The 18,914-nt window shown below is 65.7% G+C and carries 17 protein-coding genes; 13 read left to right on the top strand and 4 right to left on the bottom strand.

Annotated elements, in window-relative coordinates; all coding sequences use genetic code 11:
- Positions 1–8 precede the first annotated feature (8 nt).
- From VXJ37_RS08540 to pdxS, 3 genes are all read left to right on the top strand, one after another.
- Positions 9–596 carry an HIT family protein gene (locus tag VXJ37_RS08540; protein WP_331322610.1) on the top strand — a complete coding sequence of 196 codons (588 nt, stop codon included), beginning with the start codon at positions 9–11 and terminating at the stop codon, positions 594–596.
- On the top strand, positions 586–1,209 hold the full coding sequence (gene pgsA / locus VXJ37_RS08535) for a phosphatidylinositol phosphate synthase (protein ID WP_141941607.1): 624 nt from the start codon (positions 586–588) through the stop codon (positions 1,207–1,209). Before VXJ37_RS08540 ends, pgsA begins: the two co-directional genes overlap by 11 nt.
- 137 nt (positions 1,210–1,346) lie before the next feature.
- Positions 1,347–2,273, top strand: a complete 927-nt coding sequence (gene pdxS, locus VXJ37_RS08530) for a pyridoxal 5'-phosphate synthase lyase subunit PdxS (RefSeq protein WP_141941605.1) — start codon at positions 1,347–1,349, stop codon at positions 2,271–2,273.
- Between the two features lie 302 nt (positions 2,274–2,575).
- On the opposite strand, the gene VXJ37_RS08525 is transcribed toward pdxS, so the two are convergent.
- The gene (locus VXJ37_RS08525) at positions 2,576–4,588 is read right to left on the bottom strand and encodes a M3 family metallopeptidase (protein WP_331322609.1); all 2,013 of its coding nucleotides are present in this window, start codon (positions 4,586–4,588) and stop codon (positions 2,576–2,578) included.
- 164 nt (positions 4,589–4,752) lie between these two features.
- On the opposite strand from VXJ37_RS08525, the gene VXJ37_RS08520 reads away from it, so the two are divergent.
- Positions 4,753–6,114, top strand: a complete 1,362-nt coding sequence (locus VXJ37_RS08520) for a ferredoxin reductase family protein (protein ID WP_331322608.1) — start codon at positions 4,753–4,755, stop codon at positions 6,112–6,114.
- A gap of 40 nt (positions 6,115–6,154) precedes the next feature.
- Here the strand turns inward: VXJ37_RS08520 and VXJ37_RS08515 are convergent, their stop codons facing one another.
- Positions 6,155–6,910, bottom strand: a complete 756-nt coding sequence (locus VXJ37_RS08515; RefSeq protein WP_331322607.1) for a type 1 glutamine amidotransferase — start codon at positions 6,908–6,910, stop codon at positions 6,155–6,157.
- Positions 6,907–8,199, bottom strand: a complete 1,293-nt coding sequence (locus VXJ37_RS08510) for a MurT ligase domain-containing protein (protein WP_331322606.1) — start codon at positions 8,197–8,199, stop codon at positions 6,907–6,909. Before VXJ37_RS08510 ends, VXJ37_RS08515 begins: the two co-directional genes overlap by 4 nt.
- A 90-nt stretch (positions 8,200–8,289) precedes the next feature.
- On the opposite strand from VXJ37_RS08510, the gene pdxT reads away from it, so the two are divergent.
- The 9 genes from pdxT (at position 8,290) to VXJ37_RS08465 (ending at position 18,260) form a co-directional block, all read left to right on the top strand.
- Positions 8,290–9,000 (top strand): pyridoxal 5'-phosphate synthase glutaminase subunit PdxT, encoded by a 711-nt coding sequence (pdxT, locus tag VXJ37_RS08505; protein ID WP_331322605.1) that lies wholly within the window; start codon positions 8,290–8,292, stop codon positions 8,998–9,000.
- A gap of 4 nt (positions 9,001–9,004) precedes the next feature.
- Positions 9,005–9,760: a YebC/PmpR family DNA-binding transcriptional regulator gene (locus VXJ37_RS08500; protein WP_018761454.1), complete on the top strand. Its 756-nt coding sequence runs from the start codon at positions 9,005–9,007 to the stop codon at positions 9,758–9,760.
- 68 nt (positions 9,761–9,828) lie between these two features.
- Positions 9,829–10,407: a crossover junction endodeoxyribonuclease RuvC gene (gene ruvC, locus VXJ37_RS08495; protein WP_331322604.1), complete on the top strand. Its 579-nt coding sequence runs from the start codon at positions 9,829–9,831 to the stop codon at positions 10,405–10,407.
- Between the two features lie 90 nt (positions 10,408–10,497).
- On the top strand, positions 10,498–11,142 hold the full coding sequence (gene ruvA / locus VXJ37_RS08490; protein WP_331322603.1) for a Holliday junction branch migration protein RuvA: 645 nt from the start codon (positions 10,498–10,500) through the stop codon (positions 11,140–11,142).
- A complete protein-coding gene (gene ruvB / locus VXJ37_RS08485) occupies positions 11,135–12,220 on the top strand; it encodes a Holliday junction branch migration DNA helicase RuvB (RefSeq protein ID WP_331322602.1) in 1,086 nt (361 codons plus the stop codon). The genes ruvA and ruvB overlap by 8 nt, the downstream gene beginning before the upstream one ends.
- A gap of 208 nt (positions 12,221–12,428) precedes the next feature.
- The gene (gene yajC, locus VXJ37_RS08480; RefSeq protein WP_331322601.1) at positions 12,429–12,845 is read left to right on the top strand and encodes a preprotein translocase subunit YajC; all 417 of its coding nucleotides are present in this window, start codon (positions 12,429–12,431) and stop codon (positions 12,843–12,845) included.
- Positions 12,846–12,945: 100 nt separating this feature from the next.
- Positions 12,946–14,703: a protein translocase subunit SecD gene (gene secD, locus VXJ37_RS08475; protein ID WP_331322600.1), complete on the top strand. Its 1,758-nt coding sequence runs from the start codon at positions 12,946–12,948 to the stop codon at positions 14,701–14,703.
- Positions 14,703–15,719: a protein translocase subunit SecF gene (gene secF / locus VXJ37_RS08470; protein ID WP_331322599.1), complete on the top strand. Its 1,017-nt coding sequence runs from the start codon at positions 14,703–14,705 to the stop codon at positions 15,717–15,719. The genes secD and secF overlap by 1 nt, the downstream gene beginning before the upstream one ends.
- 150 nt (positions 15,720–15,869) lie before the next feature.
- Positions 15,870–18,260: a RelA/SpoT family protein gene (locus tag VXJ37_RS08465; RefSeq protein WP_440589787.1), complete on the top strand. Its 2,391-nt coding sequence runs from the start codon at positions 15,870–15,872 to the stop codon at positions 18,258–18,260.
- Here the strand turns inward: VXJ37_RS08465 and VXJ37_RS08460 are convergent.
- Entirely contained in the window at positions 18,189–18,887 is a 699-nt protein-coding gene (locus VXJ37_RS08460) for a hypothetical protein (RefSeq protein ID WP_331322598.1), read from the bottom strand. The two genes, VXJ37_RS08465 and VXJ37_RS08460, sit on opposite strands and share 72 nt — an antisense overlap.
- Positions 18,888–18,914 lie beyond the last annotated feature (27 nt).

Raw genomic sequence — 18,914 nt, 5'->3', positions numbered from 1 at the left:
TCAGCACAGTGCAGGAGAACACAGGCGCCGGCTATCCAGGCGATGACGGCGTTACCGACGACTTTGCCCTCGCCGGTGTCCCGGACGCCTTCCAGCGCCTGTGGACTCCGCACCGCATGGCCTACATCAAGGGCGGCCAGCACCAGTTCAAGAACGAAAACGACTGCCCTTTCTGCGTAGGCCCCGGCCGCACCGACGAAGAGGCGCTCATTGTGCACCGTGGCAAGACCTGCTACGTAGTGCTGAACCTCTTCCCGTATAACCCGGGGCACCTGCTGGTTTGCCCGTACCGGCATATCCCGGACTACACAGACCTCACGGTTGAAGAAACAGCCGAGTTTGCCGACCTGACCCAGACCGCCATGCGCGTCCTGCGCAAAGTGTCCAATCCCGGCGGGTTCAACCTCGGCATGAACCAGGGAGTGGTAGGCGGCGCCGGCATTTCCGCCCACCTGCACCAGCACATCGTTCCACGATGGGGCGGCGACGGAAATTTCTTCCCCATCATCGCCCAGACGAAGGCCATCACCCAGACGCTCGACGAGGTCCGGCAGCAGGTGGCCGACGCCTGGCCCGGGGAGTCGGATGCTGAATAAGCATGCCCGCGGCTTCTTCACCGCGCTGTTTACCCCGCTGGCCCGCTGGCTCCTGAAGATCGGCGTCTCCCCGGATGCGGTCACCATCCTCGGCACTGCCGGCGTGGCTGCCGGGGCCCTCGTCTTCTACCCCCTGGGCCAGCTCTTCTGGGGCACCCTCTTCATTACCGCATTCATCTTCTCGGATGTCCTGGACGGGATCATGGCCCGGATGCAGAACGTGAAGAGCCGCTGGGGAAACTTCCTCGACTCAACGCTGGACAGGATCGCCGACGGCGCGCTGTTCGCGGGCGTGTCCGTCTGGTTCTTCACCGGCGGCAGCAACACCCCCATCGCCGTCTCCGCGCTTCTGTGCCTTGTCCTCGGCATGGTTGTCTCGTACGCCAGGGCGAAGGCGGAGTCGCTGGGATTCACCGCCAATGTCGGGATTGCGGAGCGGGCCGAACGCCTGGTCTCCGTCCTGGTGGTGACGGGCCTGACGGGGCTTGGGCTCCCGCCGGTGGTGCTCCTGGTGACGCTGGTTCTGCTGGCAGCCGCGAGCCTGGTCACCGTCGCGCAGCGGGTGGCCTCGGTGCGCCGGCAGGCCCTGGCAGAACCCACTCCGGCTGATTAAGCCTGATTAAGTCCCCCGGGCTACGGGGGACTAGTATATAAGTGCCCGGTCAACGGACCCGGCAATCCGTGCGTGCACGTCCGGCAGCTGCCGCCGCATGCCCGGCGAAGATCATCTGTCTACCCATAGGGGTTTTTGTGTCTACACCTGATGTAAGCAACGAGGCCGGTTCGTCCGCGAACAGCGTCACGGGCAGCAGCCGCGTGAAGCGCGGCATGGCCGAGATGCTCAAAGGCGGCGTCATCATGGACGTCGTCAACGTCGAGCAGGCCCGCATCGCCGAAGACGCCGGTGCTGTGGCAGTCATGGCGCTGGAGCGCGTTCCGGCCGATATCCGGGCCCAGGGCGGCGTGTCCCGCATGTCCGACCCCGACATGATCGACCAGATCATCGACGCCGTGTCCATCCCGGTCATGGCCAAGGCCCGCATCGGCCACTTCGTCGAAGCCCAGGTCCTGCAGTCCCTCGGCGTTGACTACATCGACGAGTCCGAGGTCCTCACCCCGGCCGACTACGTCAACCACATCGACAAGTGGAACTTCAAGGTTCCCTTCGTCTGCGGTGCCACCAACCTCGGTGAGGCCCTGCGCCGCATCAACGAGGGCGCGGCCATGATCCGGTCTAAGGGCGAGGCCGGCACCGGCGACGTCTCCAACGCCACCGGGCACATGCGCAAGATCCGCTCGGAGATCGCCAAGCTCTCCTCGCTGCCTGAGGACGAGCTGTACGTGGCGGCCAAGGAACTGCAGGCCCCGTACGAACTGGTCAAGGAAGTTGCCGCAGCCGGTAAGCTTCCCGTGGTCCTGTTCACCGCAGGCGGCATCGCCACCCCCGCCGACGCGGCCATGATGATGCAGCTCGGCGCCGACGGCGTCTTCGTCGGTTCCGGCATCTTCAAGTCCGGCAACCCGGCCCAGCGCGCCGCCGCCGTCGTCAAGGCCACCACCTTCTACGACGACCCCGACGTCATCGCCAAGGCCTCCCGCGGGCTGGGCGAAGCCATGGTGGGCATCAACGTCGACGAGATCCCCCAGCCACACCGTCTCGCTGAGCGCGGCTGGTAAGTCTCTCTTCGCGTCCTATTGGGGCGCCTGGCGGCGCTGATCCTCTGCACGCTATTCCCCGCGCTCCGCTGAGGCCGCTTCGCGGCGAGCGGAGCGTGGGGCCCCTTTTACGCGTGCTGCCGGATCACCACCGCCTGGTCGCACTTGATCGCCTTGCCTTGCGTTTTATGACGACGCCGGTTCCTCACCTCTCCTGGTGGGGGACCGGCGTCGTCCATCTTTAAGCGTTTTGAACCATCGATTGCTCCGTAGTTGTCGTTTTCGGGGCTCTAAACGACAAGTGCTCAGCAATCGATGGGGGGTTACTCGAGGCCGCGGCGCTTTAGCAGCGGGGCCAGGTCTGCGTCGCGGCCTCTCAGGGCCCGGAAGGACTCCAGGGGGTCGCGGCTGTTGCCGCGGCTGAGGAGCTCCTGCCGGAAGCGTTCGCCGTTGCTTCGGGTCAGGCCTCCGTTCTCCCTGAACCAATCGACGGTGTCCGCGTCGAGGATTTCGCTCCAGATGTAGGAGTAGTACCCGGCCGCGTATCCGGCGCCGGCGAAAATGTGCTGGAAGTAGCCAGTCCGGTAGCGCGGCGGGATCAGCGGATGGTCTATCCCTGCCGCGGCAAGGGCCTTTGCCTCGAACTCCAGGGCGTCGTCCGGAATGTTGCCCGGCTCCAGCGTGTGCCAGGCGAGGTCCAGCAGGGCTGCGCCCAGGTACTCGGTGGTGGCGAAGCCTTCGCCCCAAAGCGCGGATGCGTCAAGCCGGTCCACAATGTCCTGGGGAAGCGGCTCGCCCGTGACATGGTGGCGCGCGTAGTTGGACAACACCTCCGGCCACAGGATCCACATTTCGTTCACCTGGGACGGGTATTCCACGAAGTCCCGCGGCACTGCGGTGCCGGAAAAACGCGGATAAGCCACGTTGGAGAACAGCCCGTGCAGGGCGTGGCCGAACTCGTGAAACAGGGTACGCACTTCGTCCAGGGTCAGGAGGGTCGGTTCACCTGCGGGCGGTTTGGAGATGTTCAACGTGTTGATCACCACGGCTTTGGTGCCGAGCAGCGCCGACTGGTCCACGAGCGAGTTCATCCAGGCGCCCCCCCGTTTGGATTCACGGGCATAGTAGTCGCCCAGGAACAGGCCCAGGCCGCTGCCGTCCTGGTTGCGGACTTCCCAGATGCGCACGTCCGGGTGATAGGCATGCAGGTCGGTCCGCTCGTGGAAAGTGACACCATACAGGGACGTGGCGGCAAAGAACACGCCGTCCGTTATGGTCCGGTCCAGTTCAAAGTACGGGTGCAGAGCCTGTTCGTCGACGTCGTATTTCTCCCGCCGCACCTTCGCCGAATAGTAGGCCCAGTCCCACGGCTCCAGCGGGTGTCCGGCAACCCCAGCCAGTGCCTCAGCCTCGGCGTCGGCATTGCGAACGGCTGCCGGCGCCATCCGGCTGAGCATGGTCCGCACCGTGTCGAAATCCGGTGCCGTCTGGCGGTCCGCCACAAGTTCGGCATAGTTGGCGAAGCCCAGCAGCTGGGCCTTCTCCGCCCGAAGTCCGGCCATCTCCCGGGCCAGATCCAGGACATCGAGGCTGCCGCCACCGCTGCCCCTTGCCACGGAAGCCTCGAACAGACGACGGCGGACGTCCCGGTTCTCAAGCGCGGCCAGTGCCGGCTGGTTCCCCGGCTGGATCAGGGTGAGCAGGTACTTGCCGCCGTGCCCGGCGGCACGGGCAGCTTCCGCTGCGCTGGCGACGTCGTCGGCCGGCAGTCCCGCCAGCTCGCGGACATCCTCCACCAGCAGGGCAGCGGACTTCATTCCCTCCTTGACCCGCTGTCCGAACTCGGTGCCCAGCCGTGCCAGCTCCCCGTTGATGGCACGCAGCCGCGCCTGGCCCGGTGCATCCAGTTGGATTCCGCACTGCCGGAACTCCCTAAGGTACTCCTCCACAAGACGGGCGGATTCGGCGTCGTGGCCTGCGGTATCAATGGCGGCAAAACGATCGAACAGCTGCCGGTTGAGGAACACCTCGTCCTGGTGGGCGGAGAACCTCGGAGAAAGATCCGTTTCGAGTTCCCGGATCTCCGGCGAAGCGTCCGCTGATACCAGGGTGAAGAAAGCGGCGGCTGCCCGGTTCAACAACTGCCCGGACCGTTCCATCGCGAGGGCCGTGTTCCCGAACGTTGCCGGTTCGCTGTTGCCGGCGATGCCCTCGATTTCCTTCAGGTGCGCACCAATCCCCGCTTCTATCGCTTCGCGGTACTGGTCCACCGCAAGCCCCTCAAAGGGCGGGAGGGCGTAGGGCAGCGGCCTGGTGGAAAGGAGCGGGTTCGTCATCAGGCAAACATTTCACAAGGTGCAACGCTTCTCAATCGTTCGGAAAAGCCCGCGTTCCCAGCGTCCATCCCTACAATGGCCGCTATGGGGTCCAGTCCGGGCCGCATTCTGCGCGTCATGCTTGGCAGCGCTGGGGTTGGGCACTGACGAAGGGAGCCAGGTCCATGACCGAACGCGGCACGAGGTCGGGGAGCGCCTTGGCGGGCTTACCGTTCCGGTGGGTGGGACCCGCCGTCATCCTGGCGCTGGTGGCTGTTTACGGCATCTTTTGGTACCTGGCGCGCCCGGCCAGTGAACCTGTCCTGGGACACGTGGGGCAGTTGTTCGGCGGGGAATCGGTGCTGCTGTACTCAATAGCACTGGTCCTGGTCAGTACCCTTCCCCATGTCGAGCCGATCTTCGGCGGGATCGACCACGCCGCCATCTGGCACCGCAGGGCGGCCATCACGGCAACCGTCCTGCTGCTGCCGCACATAGAAATGGCGTCCAATCCCGAAGCCACCAGCCTCGGAAAGACCTTGGCGGTAGTGGCTATTTCCGGTCTCGCGGCCCTGGTGGTGTGGGCCGTCCTGCCGCGCTGGCGCACCATGCTTCCGGCGCCTGTCCGCCGCCTGGTGGTCGCCACGCTGCAAACCCGGCCGGCCCGGCTGGTGGCCCGCCTGCTCGGTGGCTACGAACGCTGGCGGGGTTTCCACCGGCTCACCGGCCTGTTCCTGGCGGCGGGCTTCCTGCACGGCCTGCTCGATGCCAGCGCGTTCGCTGCCGTGCCCGCACTTCGGTGGAGCTACGTGGCCATCGGTGGAACGGGACTTGCGTTTTACGCCTACCGTGAATTGCTGGCGCGCCACTTCCTGCCGCACCACGATTACCAGGTGGCAGCCGTGCGGCCGGTTGCGCCGGACCTGCTGGAGGTTGCGCTCAAGCCCCTCGGGCGGCCGTTGGCTTTCAAGCCGGGACAGTTCGCCATGGTCTATCTCGAGACGGCGGATGGCTGGCAGCGGCACCCGTTCTCCATCTCCGGCCCCGCGCCGGAAGGCGGGATCAGCATTACCGTCAAAGCCCTGGGTGACCACACCACCAGGCTTCCCGACGTGGTCCAGCCGGGAATGCCTGCGGTGGTGGGCGGACCCTATGGCCGTTTCGACAGGCACCGCGGCACTGCCCATCAGGTATGGGTTGCCGGTGGTGTGGGCATCACGCCTTTCCTCAGCTGGCTGCGGTCCCTTGACGGGGAACTCCAGGAAGACGTCCACTTATTCGTTACCTCGGCGGGGCAGTCCCCGTTTGCGGACGAGATCACCGCCATCGCCCGGAACCATCCGCGGCTGGCGGTCCATCTTGTTGACACCGGAAGGGACGGGAGGCTGACGCCGGAGGCCGTCATCGCGGCGGTGGACACGGAGCCACGCCATCTGTCTGTCTTCATGGGCGGCCCCGACGCCATGCTGCGGCAGTTCCGGAAAGGCTTCCGGGCAGCAGGTGTGCGCCGCGCCAACATCCACCGGGAGTACTTCCAATGGCGGTAACGCGCCCCTGAAACCTCCTGTTCCTGCGGCCCTTTTGGGGTCAGCGGGGACGGCGGCCGGCGTGCTCGCGGGCCAGAAGTGCGTAGGCGTCGTCCGGGTTGCCGGGGGAGAAGCTGCCGAACTTGCGCTCAGCGGCCGTGCGGATCAGAAAGTCCGCGATGGCCGGGTTCTTGGGGAGCAGCGAGCCGTGCAGATAGCTGGCCACGATGTTGCGGTAGCGGGCACCCTCGTGGCCGTCGTTGCTGTTGTTTCCCGTGCCCTTGGGGACGGTGCCGAGCGGGCGGACCCCAGTGCCCAGGGTCGTCTGGCCGCTGTGGTTCTCGTAGCCCAGGACTTCGCCGAACTCCTGGGTAGAAACCTTGACATTGCCGATCAGGCGCTCATCGGTGCCGTGCGTTTCCACGTCAAGGATGCCGATGCCCGGGATGACCGCGCCCGTGCGGGTCTTGAAGAACCGGCCGAAAAGCTGGTAAAGGCCACAGATGACAAGCATGGGTGCGCCGTCCTCCGCCAGGTCCTTCAGTTGCCCGGCACGGGCCTGCAGGTCGTCCTGGATGACCAGTTGGCCGCTGTCCTGGCCACCGCCGCCGACAATGATGTCCACGTCCTCCGGAAAAGGATCGCCAACGTTGTACTCAAGCAGTTCCGGGGTGTAGCCGTGCCACTGGATGCGGCGCTGCAGCACCAGGGCGTTGCCCCAGTCGCCGTAGATGTTCATGTCGCGCGGGTACAGCTGGACCACGCGGATGGTGCCCTTGGACCGGCCGTCCGTGGCCGCTGCTTCTGCCTGGTTCACGAGACAACCTCCACGGTGGTGATTTTGGACAGTTCGCGGCGGATGGCCAGCATGGCGGTGTAGGTACAGAAGATGCGTTTGGGCTTGCCCCGCCCCTCACGGATGAACGCTGCCAGGGCGGCGGGGATTTCCGTTTCCACCGCTCCAACGGGAACCAGGTCATACTGCAGCCGCAGTGCCATGTCGTAGGCCCGTGACCCGGTCAAAACGTCCACCCCGCCCTCGCGGAGGGAGTCGAATTCGACATCCCAGAGCCAGGACATGTCGCGGCCGTCCGCGTAGTTGTCGTTGATGGCGACCATGGTTGCGTACCCGGCGGCGGGGAAAGACTTCAACCCCAGGCGGAAACCGCTCGGGTTTTTCACCAGCACCAGGTCCAGCGGCTGGCCTTCCACGGTGAGGCTTTCACCGCGGCCGAAGGCCGGGGCCACCCGGGACAGGGCCTCCAGCAAGGTGGCGTGGTCTGCCGTTGCGGCGCCGGCGCCGCAGATGCTCCGGGCCAGCGTCAGGGCTGCGGCGGCGTTGAAGATGTTGTAGACGCCGCGCAGCTTCATCGCCGTAGTGACCGTCCCGCCGTCGTACTCAAACTCGGCGCTGTCCGCGCCCACCTTACGGAGTACGACGTCGGCTGCGGGCTTTTCCGGCAGGCCCGCCGGAGCCGGGCTGCCGGGAGCGGCGCGCATGTCGTCGTCGTTGGGAAAGGTGCTGAGCAGGGAGTGGTCAAGCCCGAAGTACTTGACTTCCTGCCCCGTCAGCGTGTCCGCGATCCTGGCGACCCTTGGATCTTCACGGTTCAGGACGACGGTTCCGGTGGTTTTGGCGGCGATGTGCTGCAGCAGCTGCGCAGTCTTGTCGATCTCGCCAAAGCGGTCCAGCTGGTCGCGCAGCACGTTGAGGAGCAGGCAGTATCGGGGCGGGACACTGTTCACGAAGTGGACCGCATGCGCTTCGTCCAGCTCCAGGACAGCGACGTCCGCGTCCAGCCTCCCGCGCCAGTCAACCTCGCCCAGGAGGGCAGCCGCCACACCCCGCGTGAAGTTGCTTCCGGTGCGGTTGGTGAACACCTTCAGGCCCTGGCTTTCCAGCAGCTCAACCACCATTTTGGTGGTGGTGGTCTTGCCGTTCGTGCCGCTGACCACCGCAACACCGTGGGGCAGGGTGGTGAGCGTGCGCCGCATGAAGCCGGGGTCGATTTTCTCGACCACCAGGCCTGGCAGGGCGGATCCGCCACCCCGGAGCCGGGACACCCTGCGGACCAGCTTGCCGAGCGGAACACTGAAGAAGACCATGTTTTGAATATATCCCAGCAGGGGCATGCAACCTTTGCCGGCCGCGAGCCTGCGGCTTCGGCCATCCGTCCCGGCCCGTATGCTGGAGGGATGACAAATCCCCCATCTGCTGCTCCTGCACGCGTGGGTTCGGGCCTGAAGATTGGCGTCCTGGCCCTCCAGGGAGACTTCCGCGAGCACCTGCGTGCCGCGGAAGCCACGGGCGCCCAGGCCGTGCCCGTGCGCCGTCCGGAGGAACTGGACGGCCTGGACGGCCTCATCATTCCAGGTGGCGAGTCCACCACCATCGACAAGCTCGCGCGGGCGTTCGAGCTCGCCGACCCCCTCCGCAAGTACATCGCCGAGGGACTGCCCGTCTATGGCTCCTGCGCAGGCCTGATCCTCCTCGCCTCGGACATCGCAGACCCCGCAACCGATCTGTCCGGTGCGCCCCAGCAGACCTTCGGCGGCCTGGACATCACCGTCCGCCGCAACGCGTTCGGCCGGCAGCGCGAGTCCTTCGAAACCGACCTGGACTTCAAGGGGCTGGACTTCAGCGCCACCGAATCCGGGGTGGACCCGGTGCACGCGGTCTTCATTCGCGGTCCCTGGGTGGAGCGCGTGGGGCCGGACGTGGAGGTCCTGGCCCAGGTGGAACCGGCGGATCCCGGGCAGGCGTCGCACGCCGCATCGCTCCCCGGGGCGGCTAGAATTGTCGCAGTGCGTTCCGGCCAGCTGCTGGCCACCTCCTTCCACCCGGAAGTGACCGGCGAAAAACGCGTACATGAACTTTTTATCCGAATGATCAGAGGAGAAGCGTAAAGCCATGTCAGGCCACTCCAAATGGGCAACGACCAAGCACAAAAAGGCGATCATTGACAGCCGCCGCGCCAAGTCGTTTGCCAAGCTGATCAAGAACATCGAAGTTGCAGCCCGCATGGGCGGACCGGACCTCGCCGGCAACCCCGGCCTGGAACTGGCTGTCACCAAGGCCAAGAAGACGTCCGTTCCCAACGACAACATCGACCGCGCCATCAAGCGCGGCGCCGGCCTCACCGGCGAAGTGGTGGACTACACCGAAATCATGTATGAGGCCCGCGGCCCCCAGGGCTCCGCCCTGCTGATCGAGTGCCTTACCGACAACAAGAACCGGGCGGCCTCCGAAGTGCGCCTGGCCATCTCCCGCAACGGCGGCACCATCGCCGACCCCGGTTCGGTCAGCTACCTCTTCACCCGGAAGGGCGTGGTGAACCTGCCCAAGAACGGCCTGAGCGAGGACGACGTCCTGATGGCAGTCCTCGACGCGGGCGCGGAGGAAGTCAAGGACAACGGCGAGACCTTTGAGATCCACTCGGAGCCGGGCGACCTCCAAGCCATCCGTGAAGCGCTGACGGAAGCCGGCATCGAATACGACACGGACGAAGTGGAGTTCGTGCCCTCAATGCAGGTTGAACTCGACGTGGACGGCGCGCGCAAGTTCCTCAAGCTCGCCGACGCCCTCGAGGACCTCGACGACGTGCAGAACGTGTACAGCAACGCCGACCTCAGCGACGAAGTCCAGGCTGCCCTGGAATCAGAGTGACGTCCGGCCTTGCCAGTTAATCGGCCGCGCGGGCTGGCCCCGGCAGCGTCCAGGGCGCGGGTGCAGGCGTGACCCTCCGCGTCCTCGGCGTCGATCCCGGCCTCACCCGGTGCGGCATCGGTGTGGTGGATGTCGAGCGGAACCGCCGCGCCAGCATGGTGGCTGTCGGTGTCGTGGGCACATCCCCGGACGAGACCCTCGACCGGCGCCTGCTGGTGATCGCCACCGCCATTGACGAATGGCTGGACCGCTATGAGCCGGAGGTCCTCGCCGTCGAGCGCGTCTTCTCACAGCTCAACGTCAGCACCGTGATGGGCGTTGCGCAGGCCTCCGGCGTGGTCATCGCGGCTGCGGCCCGGCGGGGAATCCCGGTGGCGCTGCATACGCCGTCGGAGGTCAAGGCGGCGGTGACCGGAAGCGGGTCATCCAACAAGGACGCCGTGACCAAGCTGGTCACCAAGATCCTCCGGCTTGATGCCCCGCCGCGTCCGGCTGACGCTGCCGACGCCCTGGCGCTGGCTATCACACACGCGTGGCGGGCCGGAAGCGGGGCGGCCTTGGCAACCACCGGCCCCGGCAGTTCATCCCTCACGCCTGCCCAGCGGGCATGGGCCGAAGCCGAGGCGAAGGCGCGCCGCGCACGCTGATTGTCCCTGCTGCTTGCTAGGGTATTCGTAGATATGTTCGGATAGTCGGGGCCACAATATTGGGTCCGGCAGAAAAACGGGAGCCCGGCCTTGATCAGTTTCCTCCGCGGAACCGTAGCGCACGTTGGCCTGTCAACGGCAGTGATTGACCTCAACGGTGCGGGCATGAGTGTCTACGCCACGCCGCAGACCCTCAGCCGCCTGCGGGTGGGCGAAGAGGGGCAACTGTTCACCTCCCTGATCGTCCGGGAAGACTCGCTGACGCTTTTTGGCTTCGCTTCGGATGACGAACGTGAGGTATTCGACATCCTGCTCAGTGTCAGCGGTGTCGGCCCCCGCCTGGCCTTGGCGGTACTGGCGGTGCATGATCCGGAGGCCATCCGCGTCGCAGCGCACACGGGGGACAGCAAGACCTTCACCAAGGTCCCCGGAATCGGGCCCAAGGTGGCCGGCCGGATCGTGCTGGAACTGGCCGGGAAACTCGTGCCGCATGGAACTCCGGCAGCCCCCGGTGCCGCCACCCCGGCAGAAGCGGCATGGAAGCCGCAGGTGGTGGCCGCCATGACAAGCCTGGGTTGGTCCGAGAAAGACGCCTCCGCCAGCATCGACAAAGCCCTGGCCGACGATCCTGAGGTGTCCTTCCGCGGCAACGTCCCGGAAATCCTGCGCACCACCCTCCGCTGGCTGGGCCAGGACGGCGCACGCGCCGGCAACCGCGTAGGCACCCGTGGCTGAACCCTCACTGGTTGCCGCAGGGGAGGAGCCGGAGGAGCGGGCCATCGAGGCCGCGCTCCGGCCCAAGAACCTGGACGACTTCGTTGGCCAGCACCGGGTGCGCAAGCAGCTGTCGCTGGTGCTCCAGGCTTCCCGGATGCGCGGACGGACGGCGGACCACGTGCTGTTCTCCGGTCCGCCGGGCCTGGGCAAGACCACCCTTGCCATGATCGTCGCCGCAGAAATGAACGCTCCGCTGCGCCTCAGCAGCGGACCAGCCATTCAGCACGCCGGGGACCTCGCGGCCATCCTGTCCTCGCTGTCCGAAGGCGAGGTCCTGTTCCTCGACGAGATCCACCGCATGTCCCGGCCTGCCGAGGAAATGCTGTACATGGCCATGGAGGACTTCCGGGTGGACATCGTGGTGGGCAAGGGCGCCGGTGCCACCGCCATTCCCCTCGAGCTGCCACCTTTCACCCTGGTGGGTGCCACCACCCGGGCCGGATTGCTGCCGGGGCCTCTCCGGGACCGGTTCGGCTTCACCGGACACCTTGAGTTCTACTCCGTTCCTGAGCTGGAGCTGGTCCTTCGCCGCTCCGCAGGGCTGCTGGACCTCAAAGTCAATTCCGCCGGGTTCGCCGAAATCGCCGGCCGTTCCCGTGGGACCCCGCGCATCGCGAACCGACTGCTGCGCCGCGTCCGGGACTGGGCCCTGGTGCATGGTGTGGAACAAATCGATGCCAGGTCCGCCTCCGCTGCCCTGGACATGTATGAAGTGGACAAGAAGGGACTGGACCGGCTGGACCGGGCAGTCCTTGACGCCCTCATCACCAAATTCGGCGGCGGTCCCGTGGGCCTGTCCACCCTGGCCATCGCCGTCGGTGAAGAGACCGAAACCGTGGAGACGGTCGCCGAGCCCTTCCTGGTCCGTGAAGGCCTGCTTGGACGTACCCCGCGGGGAAGGATCGCCCTGGCGGCGGCGTGGACGCACCTGGGCTACGCCATCCCGGCCGGTGTCTTCGCGCAGGAGCAACTGGACCTTTTTGATGCCGGCGCAGATGAGTCCCCGACCGCAGACTTGGCCCCGGACGGCCAATAGCAGGCTCCCTTCAGCTTTTCCCTTTAGACTGGTATGACGCCCGGCACGTTCGGGTCTTTGTTTCGCGGGAGGCCCTGACGCCCCCGTCGCGTGGGGAAGTAGTTGTCAGGTGTTCTGCCTGCATCATGCCAGCCCCGGCCGAAGCGAAGCCGACGTCGCTGGTAAACAAGCTGCACCCGCAAAAGAACGGAATTCCCCCTTGGATCCAATGTCAATTCTCCTGTTCGTCATGCTCGGCGTGTTCGTCTTCATGATGTTCCGCCGCAACAAGAAGACGCAGCAGCAGCAGGCACAGCTCCAGTCGAAGTTCGCCCCGGGCGTGGAGGTCATGACCAGCTTTGGTCTTTTCGGCCGGATCGTTGACATCGACGAGGCCGACAACAAGGTCACCCTCGAACTTTCCCCCGGAAACCTGGCCACCGTCCACCGTCAGGCAGTTACCAAGGTCGTGGAGCCGGCCGTCGAACCCCCGGCCGAAGCCGGCGACACCGCTGCCGCCTCGCCGGTGGTGCCGAACGACGCTTCCTCGCTCACCTACGGGGAGACCGGAAGCACGGCCACGGGCTCCGAGACTCCCGAAGAAACCCTGAAGCGCCTCAACGACGAGGGCAAGAAGGACAGCTAGGCCCGCTGGCCCCTTTCCTCCCTCTACCGCTGCGGACCACCGCCGGCGCAGGCAGCAGCCCGCGCCGGCGGTTCCTCCGCGAATAAGAGAAAGATCGACAATGGCACGAACTGGCCGCAAGAAGCCGGGGCTCCGCGTCCTGGTCTGGCTTGGCGTACTCCTGGCAGCGCTGACTGCCGTCCTCGCCGGCGGGACCGCCGTCGGACAGGCCAGCTGGGCACCCAAACTCGCCCTGGACCTTGAGGGCGGCACGCAAATGATCCTCGCCCCGAAGGTCGAGGGCGGTTCGGACATCAACGAACAGCAACTCAACCAGGCCGTGGCGATCATCCGCCAGCGCGTCGACGGCTCCGGCGTTTCGGAAGCTGAAATCAGCACCCAGTCAGGGCGCAATGTGGTGGTCAGCCTTCCGGGCACACCCTCCGCGGAAACCCGCAACCTGATCCAGGCCTCCGCGGACATGAACTTCCGCCCCGTCCTCCTCAACGGAGACGGAGCAGCGGTGCCGCCCGAGTCGCGTACGCCGGACGACAAGCTGCCCAAGCCCACGGCCCAGCCTGCCAACAGCAGCGACACCAACTGGATCACCGCCGACATCTACAAGCAGTTTGAGGCACTGGACTGCAACAGTGCTGCCGCCGAGAAGTCCCAGCGCTCGGATCCCACCAAGCCGCTGGTCACCTGCGAGCCTGCCACCGCCAAGTCTCCGGCCATCAAGTACATCCTGGGTCCCGTGGAGGTCAAGGGCAGCAACATCGTCACGTCGTCTTTCCAGCTGCAGCAGGGTGCGCAGGGTGCCGTCACCAATGACTGGGCCGTGAACATCCAGTTCGACGCCGAAGGAACAGCAAAGTTCAAAGACGTCACCGAGCGCCTGAACCAGTTCTACGTGGCCGCCGGCGGTGAATCGGGCACCGACCCGAAGTCCCAGTTCGCCATCGTCCTGGACGACCAGGTCATTTCCGCGCCGCGCGCGCTGGCAGTGATCACCGACGGACGTCCCCAGATCACCGGCGGCTTCACCGAGCAGACGGCCAAGGCACTGTCCGACCAGCTGAAGTTCGGCGCACTGCCCATCAGCTTCGACATCCAGAGCGAACAGCAGATTTCCGCCACCCTCGGCGGGGAGCAGCTGCGGATGGGCCTGCTTGCCGGCCTGATCGGGCTACTGCTCGTGGTGGTGTACTCGCTGTTCCAGTACCGTGCCCTCGGCTTCGTCACCATCGCCTCCCTGGTGGTGGCAGGTGCCCTGACGTACCTCGCCATCGCCATCCTTGGATGGACGGAGAACTACCGTCTTTCGCTGGCCGGCGTGGCAGGCATCATCGTGGCCATTGGCCAGACGGCAGACTCCTTCATCGTCTACTTCGAGCGAATCCGCGACGAACTGCGCGAAGGGCGTGGCCTGGTGTCCGCCGTCGAAAACGGCTGGAAGCGCGCAAAGCGCACCGTCCTGGCCTCCAAGGCCGTCAACCTGCTCGCGGCACTCGTGCTGTATTTCGTTGCCGTGGGTAACGTGCGCGGTTTCGCCTTCACGCTTGGCCTGACCGCCATCGCCGACCTCATCGTGGTGTTCATGTTCACCCACCCCACGCTGCAGCTCCTGGCCCGCACACGCTTCTTCGGCGAAGGACACAAGTTCTCCGGCCTGGATCCCGAACGGCTGGGCGCCGTACCGCTGTACCGCGGTGCCGGACGCATCCGAACGCCGGAAGACAGGCCTGTGGCAGTCCGCTCCAAGAACACCGGGGCGGCTGCAGAGGCCGAGCGCCGCATGACGATCGCCGAACGGCGTTTGGCAGAGAAGCAGGAACAGCTGGCCGGCTCGTCCAAGACCTCCGCGAAGGAGAACAAGTAATGTCAGGCTTCGCCACTTTCGGCAACGAGCTCTACACCGGGAAACGCTCCTACGACTTCGTCGGCGCCAAGAAAATCTGGTTCATCATCGCCGCGGTGGGAGTGGCCCTTTCCATCATCATCCCGGTGGCCAAGGGCGGCTTCAACCTCGGCATCGAGTTCCGTGGCGGTTCCGAGTTCACGGTTTCGAACGTCAAGACCACAGATGCCACCGTTGGCGAGAAGGCTGTCACGGACGTCGTGTCCGGCAGTGTTCCGCGGGTGGCCAACGTGGCCGGCAACACCATGCGGATCCAGACGGACAAGCTGACCGACGATGAAACCCTGCGGATCAAGCAGGGCCTCACCGGGGCCTACGGGGTCACCGACAACGAGGTAACGTCCACGTTCGTTGGACCTACCTGGGGTGCTGATGTGACCAAGCAGGCATTGATCGGCCTGGTGGTGTTCGTTCTGCTTGCGGCGCTGCTGATGGCCCTGTACTTCCGCACATGGAAGATGTCCGTCTCTGCCCTCGCCGGCATGGCCGTGACTATGTTCATCACTGCCGGCGTGTACGCGCTGAGCGATTTCGAGGTCACGCCGTCGGCGATCATCGGCTTCCTGACGGTCCTGAGCTACTCCCTTTACGACACCGTGGTGGTCTTCGACAAGATCCGCGAGAACACCTCGGGCATTGATGCGTCCACGCGGCGCACCTTCGCCGAAGAAGTAAACCTCGCCGTCAACCAAACGCTGGTGCGGTCCATCAACACCATGATGGTGGCCATCCTTCCCGTGGGCGCCATCCTGTTCATTGGTGCAGGGCTCCTGGGGGCGGGAACCCTGCGGGACCTGTCGCTGGCCTTGTTCGTCGGGATCCTGATCGGCACCGCAGCCACCATCTTCGTTGCCGCTCCGATGTACGCATGGCTCCGGCAGGGCGAACCGGACCTGGTCAAGCAGGCGCGGCGGGTGCAGCAACGCCGGGCGGGGGCGGCGGAACGGCCGGCCCCGGCGTCGCCGGCCCAGGCCTGACCAGCCCCGGAAGGCCGTCCCGCGATCCGGAAGAGGCCGGGCAGCGCACACTGTGCGCTGCCCGGCCTCTTCCCATTCTTTCCCGGTTATAAAAGTGGGTGCCTTGAGGAATAGACTGGGGTAATTAAAACGGTGGTGAGGGGTGCTTCATTGGAAGAACGTTCGGCGGCGGCGCCAACGGCACAGGAAGAAAAGAATCCTGCCGGTGTTCAGGCCGGTTCGGCAGCCCCGGCGCGCCCCGGTTCCCTGGTCCCGGTGGACAACTCGGGATCCCGTGCCACATTCCCTGGCCGCCGTGAACGCACCCGGTCCCGCCTGGCCCGCCTGACCGGCCGGGGCACCGCAACCTACTCGCCCATCCTTGAGCCGCTGCTCCGGACTGTCCGCGCCAATAATCCCAAAGAGGACTTCGACCTCATCCAGCGTGCCTTCGACGTAGCTGAACGCAGCCACCGGGGCCAGAAACGCAAGAGCGGCGACCCGTACATCACCCACCCGGTGGCCGTGGCCACCATCCTTGCTGAGCTAGGCCTCAGCGGCACCACACTGGCCGCGGCCCTCCTCCATGACACCGTGGAGGACACCCCCTACACGCTTGCGGACCTCAAACGGGACTTCGGCCCGGAAGTGGCCATGCTCGTTGATGGGGTCACCAAGCTGGACAAGGTCAGTTTCGGCGAGGCCGCCCAGTCGGAGACAGTCCGCAAAATGGTCGTGGCCATGGCCAAAGACATCCGGGTCCTGATGATCAAACTTGCTGACCGGCTGCATAATGCCCGCACCTGGCGCTTCGTCTCCGCCGAATCATCAGCCCGCAAAGCGCGTGAAACCCTTGAAATCTTCGCTCCGCTGGCGCACCGACTGGGCATGAACACCATCAAGTGGGAACTTGAGGACCTGTCCTTCGCAGCGCTCTACCCCAAGGTGTACGAAGAGATCGTCCGGATGGTGGGGGACAGGACCCCTGAGCGGGAAAAGAGCCTGGGGGTGATCCGGGACCAGATTACCGAGGACCTGCGCACCGCCCGGATCAAGGCGACCATTACGGGACGGCCCAAGCACTACTACTCCATCTACCAAAAGATGATCGTCCGCGACAAAGACTTCGACGACATCAACGACCTCATGGGCGTCCGCGTCCTGGTGGACTCGGTCCGGGACTGCTACGCCGCCCTGGGCATCATGCATTCGCGCTGGAACCCGCTGCCCGGCAGGTTCAAGGACTACATCGCGATGCCCAAGTTCAACATGTACCAGTCGCTGCACACCACGGTGATCGGTCCGGGCGGCAAGCCGGTGGAAATCCAGATCCGCACCCACGAGATGCACCGACGCGCAGAATACGGCGTGGCGGCCCACTGGAAGTACAAGGACCAGCCCAACCGCACCGCAGTGGGTCCCGGCAGCCCACGCGACGGCGACATGGGCTGGCTGCGTTCCCTGGTGGACTGGCAGCAGGAGACCTCGGACCCGGGTGAGTTCCTGGACTCGCTGCGCTTTGAAATCAACGCCCGCGAGGTGTTCGTCTTCACGCCCAAGGGCGAGGTAATGGCCTTGCCCGCCGGATCCACGCCGGTGGACTTCGCCTACGCCGTGCACACGGAAGTTGGCCACCGCACCATCGGCGCCAGGGTCAACGGCAAACTGGTGCCGCTCAACAGCGAACTGAACCACGGCGACTGGGTGGAGATCTTCACCTCCAAGGCCGAGGGCGCCGGGCCCAGCCAGGACTGGCAGCACTTCGTCAAGAGCGCCCGGGCGCGCAACAAGATCCGCCAGTGGTTCAGCAAGGAACGCCGCGAAGAGGCAATCGACCGCGGCAAGGAACTGCTGACCCGTGCCATGCGGAAGCAGAACCTTCCGCTGCAGCGCCTGATGACCCATGAGGCGCTGGCCGCCGTGGCGGAAGAGTTCAAGTACGCCGACATTTCGGGCCTTTACGCCGGCGTAGGCGACGGGCATACCTCCGCCCAGTCGGTCATGGAAAAGCTCATCGAGAGCCTGGGCGGCAACGAGAGCGCCGATGACGACGTTGAAGAAGTCAGCATCCCCACGCAGGTCACGAAGGCCCGCTTCTCGGACTCCGGCGTGGTGGTGCGCGGCGTGGGCGATGTGTGGGTCAAGCTCGCCCGCTGCTGCACGCCCGTTCCGCCGGACCCCATTCTTGGCTTTGTGACCCGCGGGTCCGGGGTCTCCGTGCACCGCACGGACTGTACCAACATCTCCGACCTGAAGGACCAGCCGGACCGGATCGTCGATGTGGACTGGGCCCCTACGCAATCCAGCGTCTTCCTGGTGGAAATCCAGGTGGAGGCTTTGGACCGGAAGTCGCTGCTCTCGGACGTGACGCGTGTGCTCTCCGACAATCACGTGAACATCCTCGCGGCCAGCGTCCACACCTCCACGGACCGGGTGGCCATCTCGAAGTTCGCTTTCGAGATGGGCGACCCCAAGTACCTCAGCCACGTACTAAGTGCCGTCCGCAGGATCGACGGGGTTTTCGACGTCTACCGGACCACCGGGAACAAACGCCGGAGCTAGCCGGGCAAGTTTTTCCAGGGCAGCGCGTTTGTGTGGGACCCGGGGTGTCGCCTCGATGGCGCGTACCAGGAGACGAAGCTTCACATCGTTCTGCGGGCGGGCCAGCAGGCCAGCCAGGGCCGGAACGGCCCGCTCGGGTTCAACATGCAGGGCGACATCAAGTGCTGTCCGCAAGGGGCTGGAGACCATGAGTCCGCCCAGGCTGACCACATCCAGGGGCCCCAGCCGGACCTCATGCAAAGTACAGCCGCGGGTATTCCGAAGGCTGGACACCCTCCGTTTCGCGTCCACCAGCAGCGCCAGCCGGTCAGGCTCGGCAGCGCATCCGTAGATCCATGCTGCTGTCATCCGCCCGGCCACCACCCGTTGCCGGATGGCCGCCGGGACCGCGCCGGCCGCCGCCCTGGCCCGCAGCTGTGGAGAAGCGGTTACCCCAGGGAGGGTGTAGCCCTGGTGATGGAACCGGGCCAGCAGTCCGTCTGCCGCGAGGGACTGCAGTTCGGGCCCTGCGAAGGGCATCCCCGGAGCGTATAACTCCGGAAAGCGGGCGATAACGGCGGCGTCGGCTGAAGTGGCCTGGCGGTCCGGGCGGAGAGCGCCGGCGGGGGCAACTGAAGGTGTGGCCATATCCCCATCCTGCCCGCGTGCCCTTAA

The sequence above is a fragment of the Pseudarthrobacter phenanthrenivorans genome (assembly GCF_036455295.1).
In the GTDB taxonomy this organism is placed as follows: domain Bacteria; phylum Actinomycetota; class Actinomycetes; order Actinomycetales; family Micrococcaceae; genus Arthrobacter; species Arthrobacter phenanthrenivorans_C.
The sequence above is the reverse complement of the archived record's forward strand: the minus strand, read 5'-3'. Positions and strand labels throughout refer to the sequence as shown.

Bases quoted from the DNA above. Each gene is read 5' to 3' on its own strand.
- pgsA (WP_141941607.1), top strand. From the start codon at position 586: ATGCTGAATAAGCATGCCCGCGGCTTCTTCACCGCGCTGTTTACCCCG.
- VXJ37_RS08525 (WP_331322609.1), bottom strand. From the start codon at position 4,588: ATGACGAACCCGCTCCTTTCCACCAGGCCGCTGCCCTACGCCCTCCCG.
- VXJ37_RS08520 (WP_331322608.1), top strand. From the start codon at position 4,753: ATGACCGAACGCGGCACGAGGTCGGGGAGCGCCTTGGCGGGCTTACCG.
- VXJ37_RS08510 (WP_331322606.1), bottom strand. From the start codon at position 8,199: ATGGTCTTCTTCAGTGTTCCGCTCGGCAAGCTGGTCCGCAGGGTGTCC.
- pdxT (WP_331322605.1), top strand. From the start codon at position 8,290: ATGACAAATCCCCCATCTGCTGCTCCTGCACGCGTGGGTTCGGGCCTG.
- VXJ37_RS08500 (WP_018761454.1), top strand. From the start codon at position 9,005: ATGTCAGGCCACTCCAAATGGGCAACGACCAAGCACAAAAAGGCGATC.
- yajC (WP_331322601.1), top strand. From the start codon at position 12,429: ATGTCAATTCTCCTGTTCGTCATGCTCGGCGTGTTCGTCTTCATGATG.
- secD (WP_331322600.1), top strand. From the start codon at position 12,946: ATGGCACGAACTGGCCGCAAGAAGCCGGGGCTCCGCGTCCTGGTCTGG.
- secF (WP_331322599.1), top strand. From the start codon at position 14,703: ATGTCAGGCTTCGCCACTTTCGGCAACGAGCTCTACACCGGGAAACGC.
- VXJ37_RS08460 (WP_331322598.1), bottom strand. From the start codon at position 18,887: ATGGCCACACCTTCAGTTGCCCCCGCCGGCGCTCTCCGCCCGGACCGC.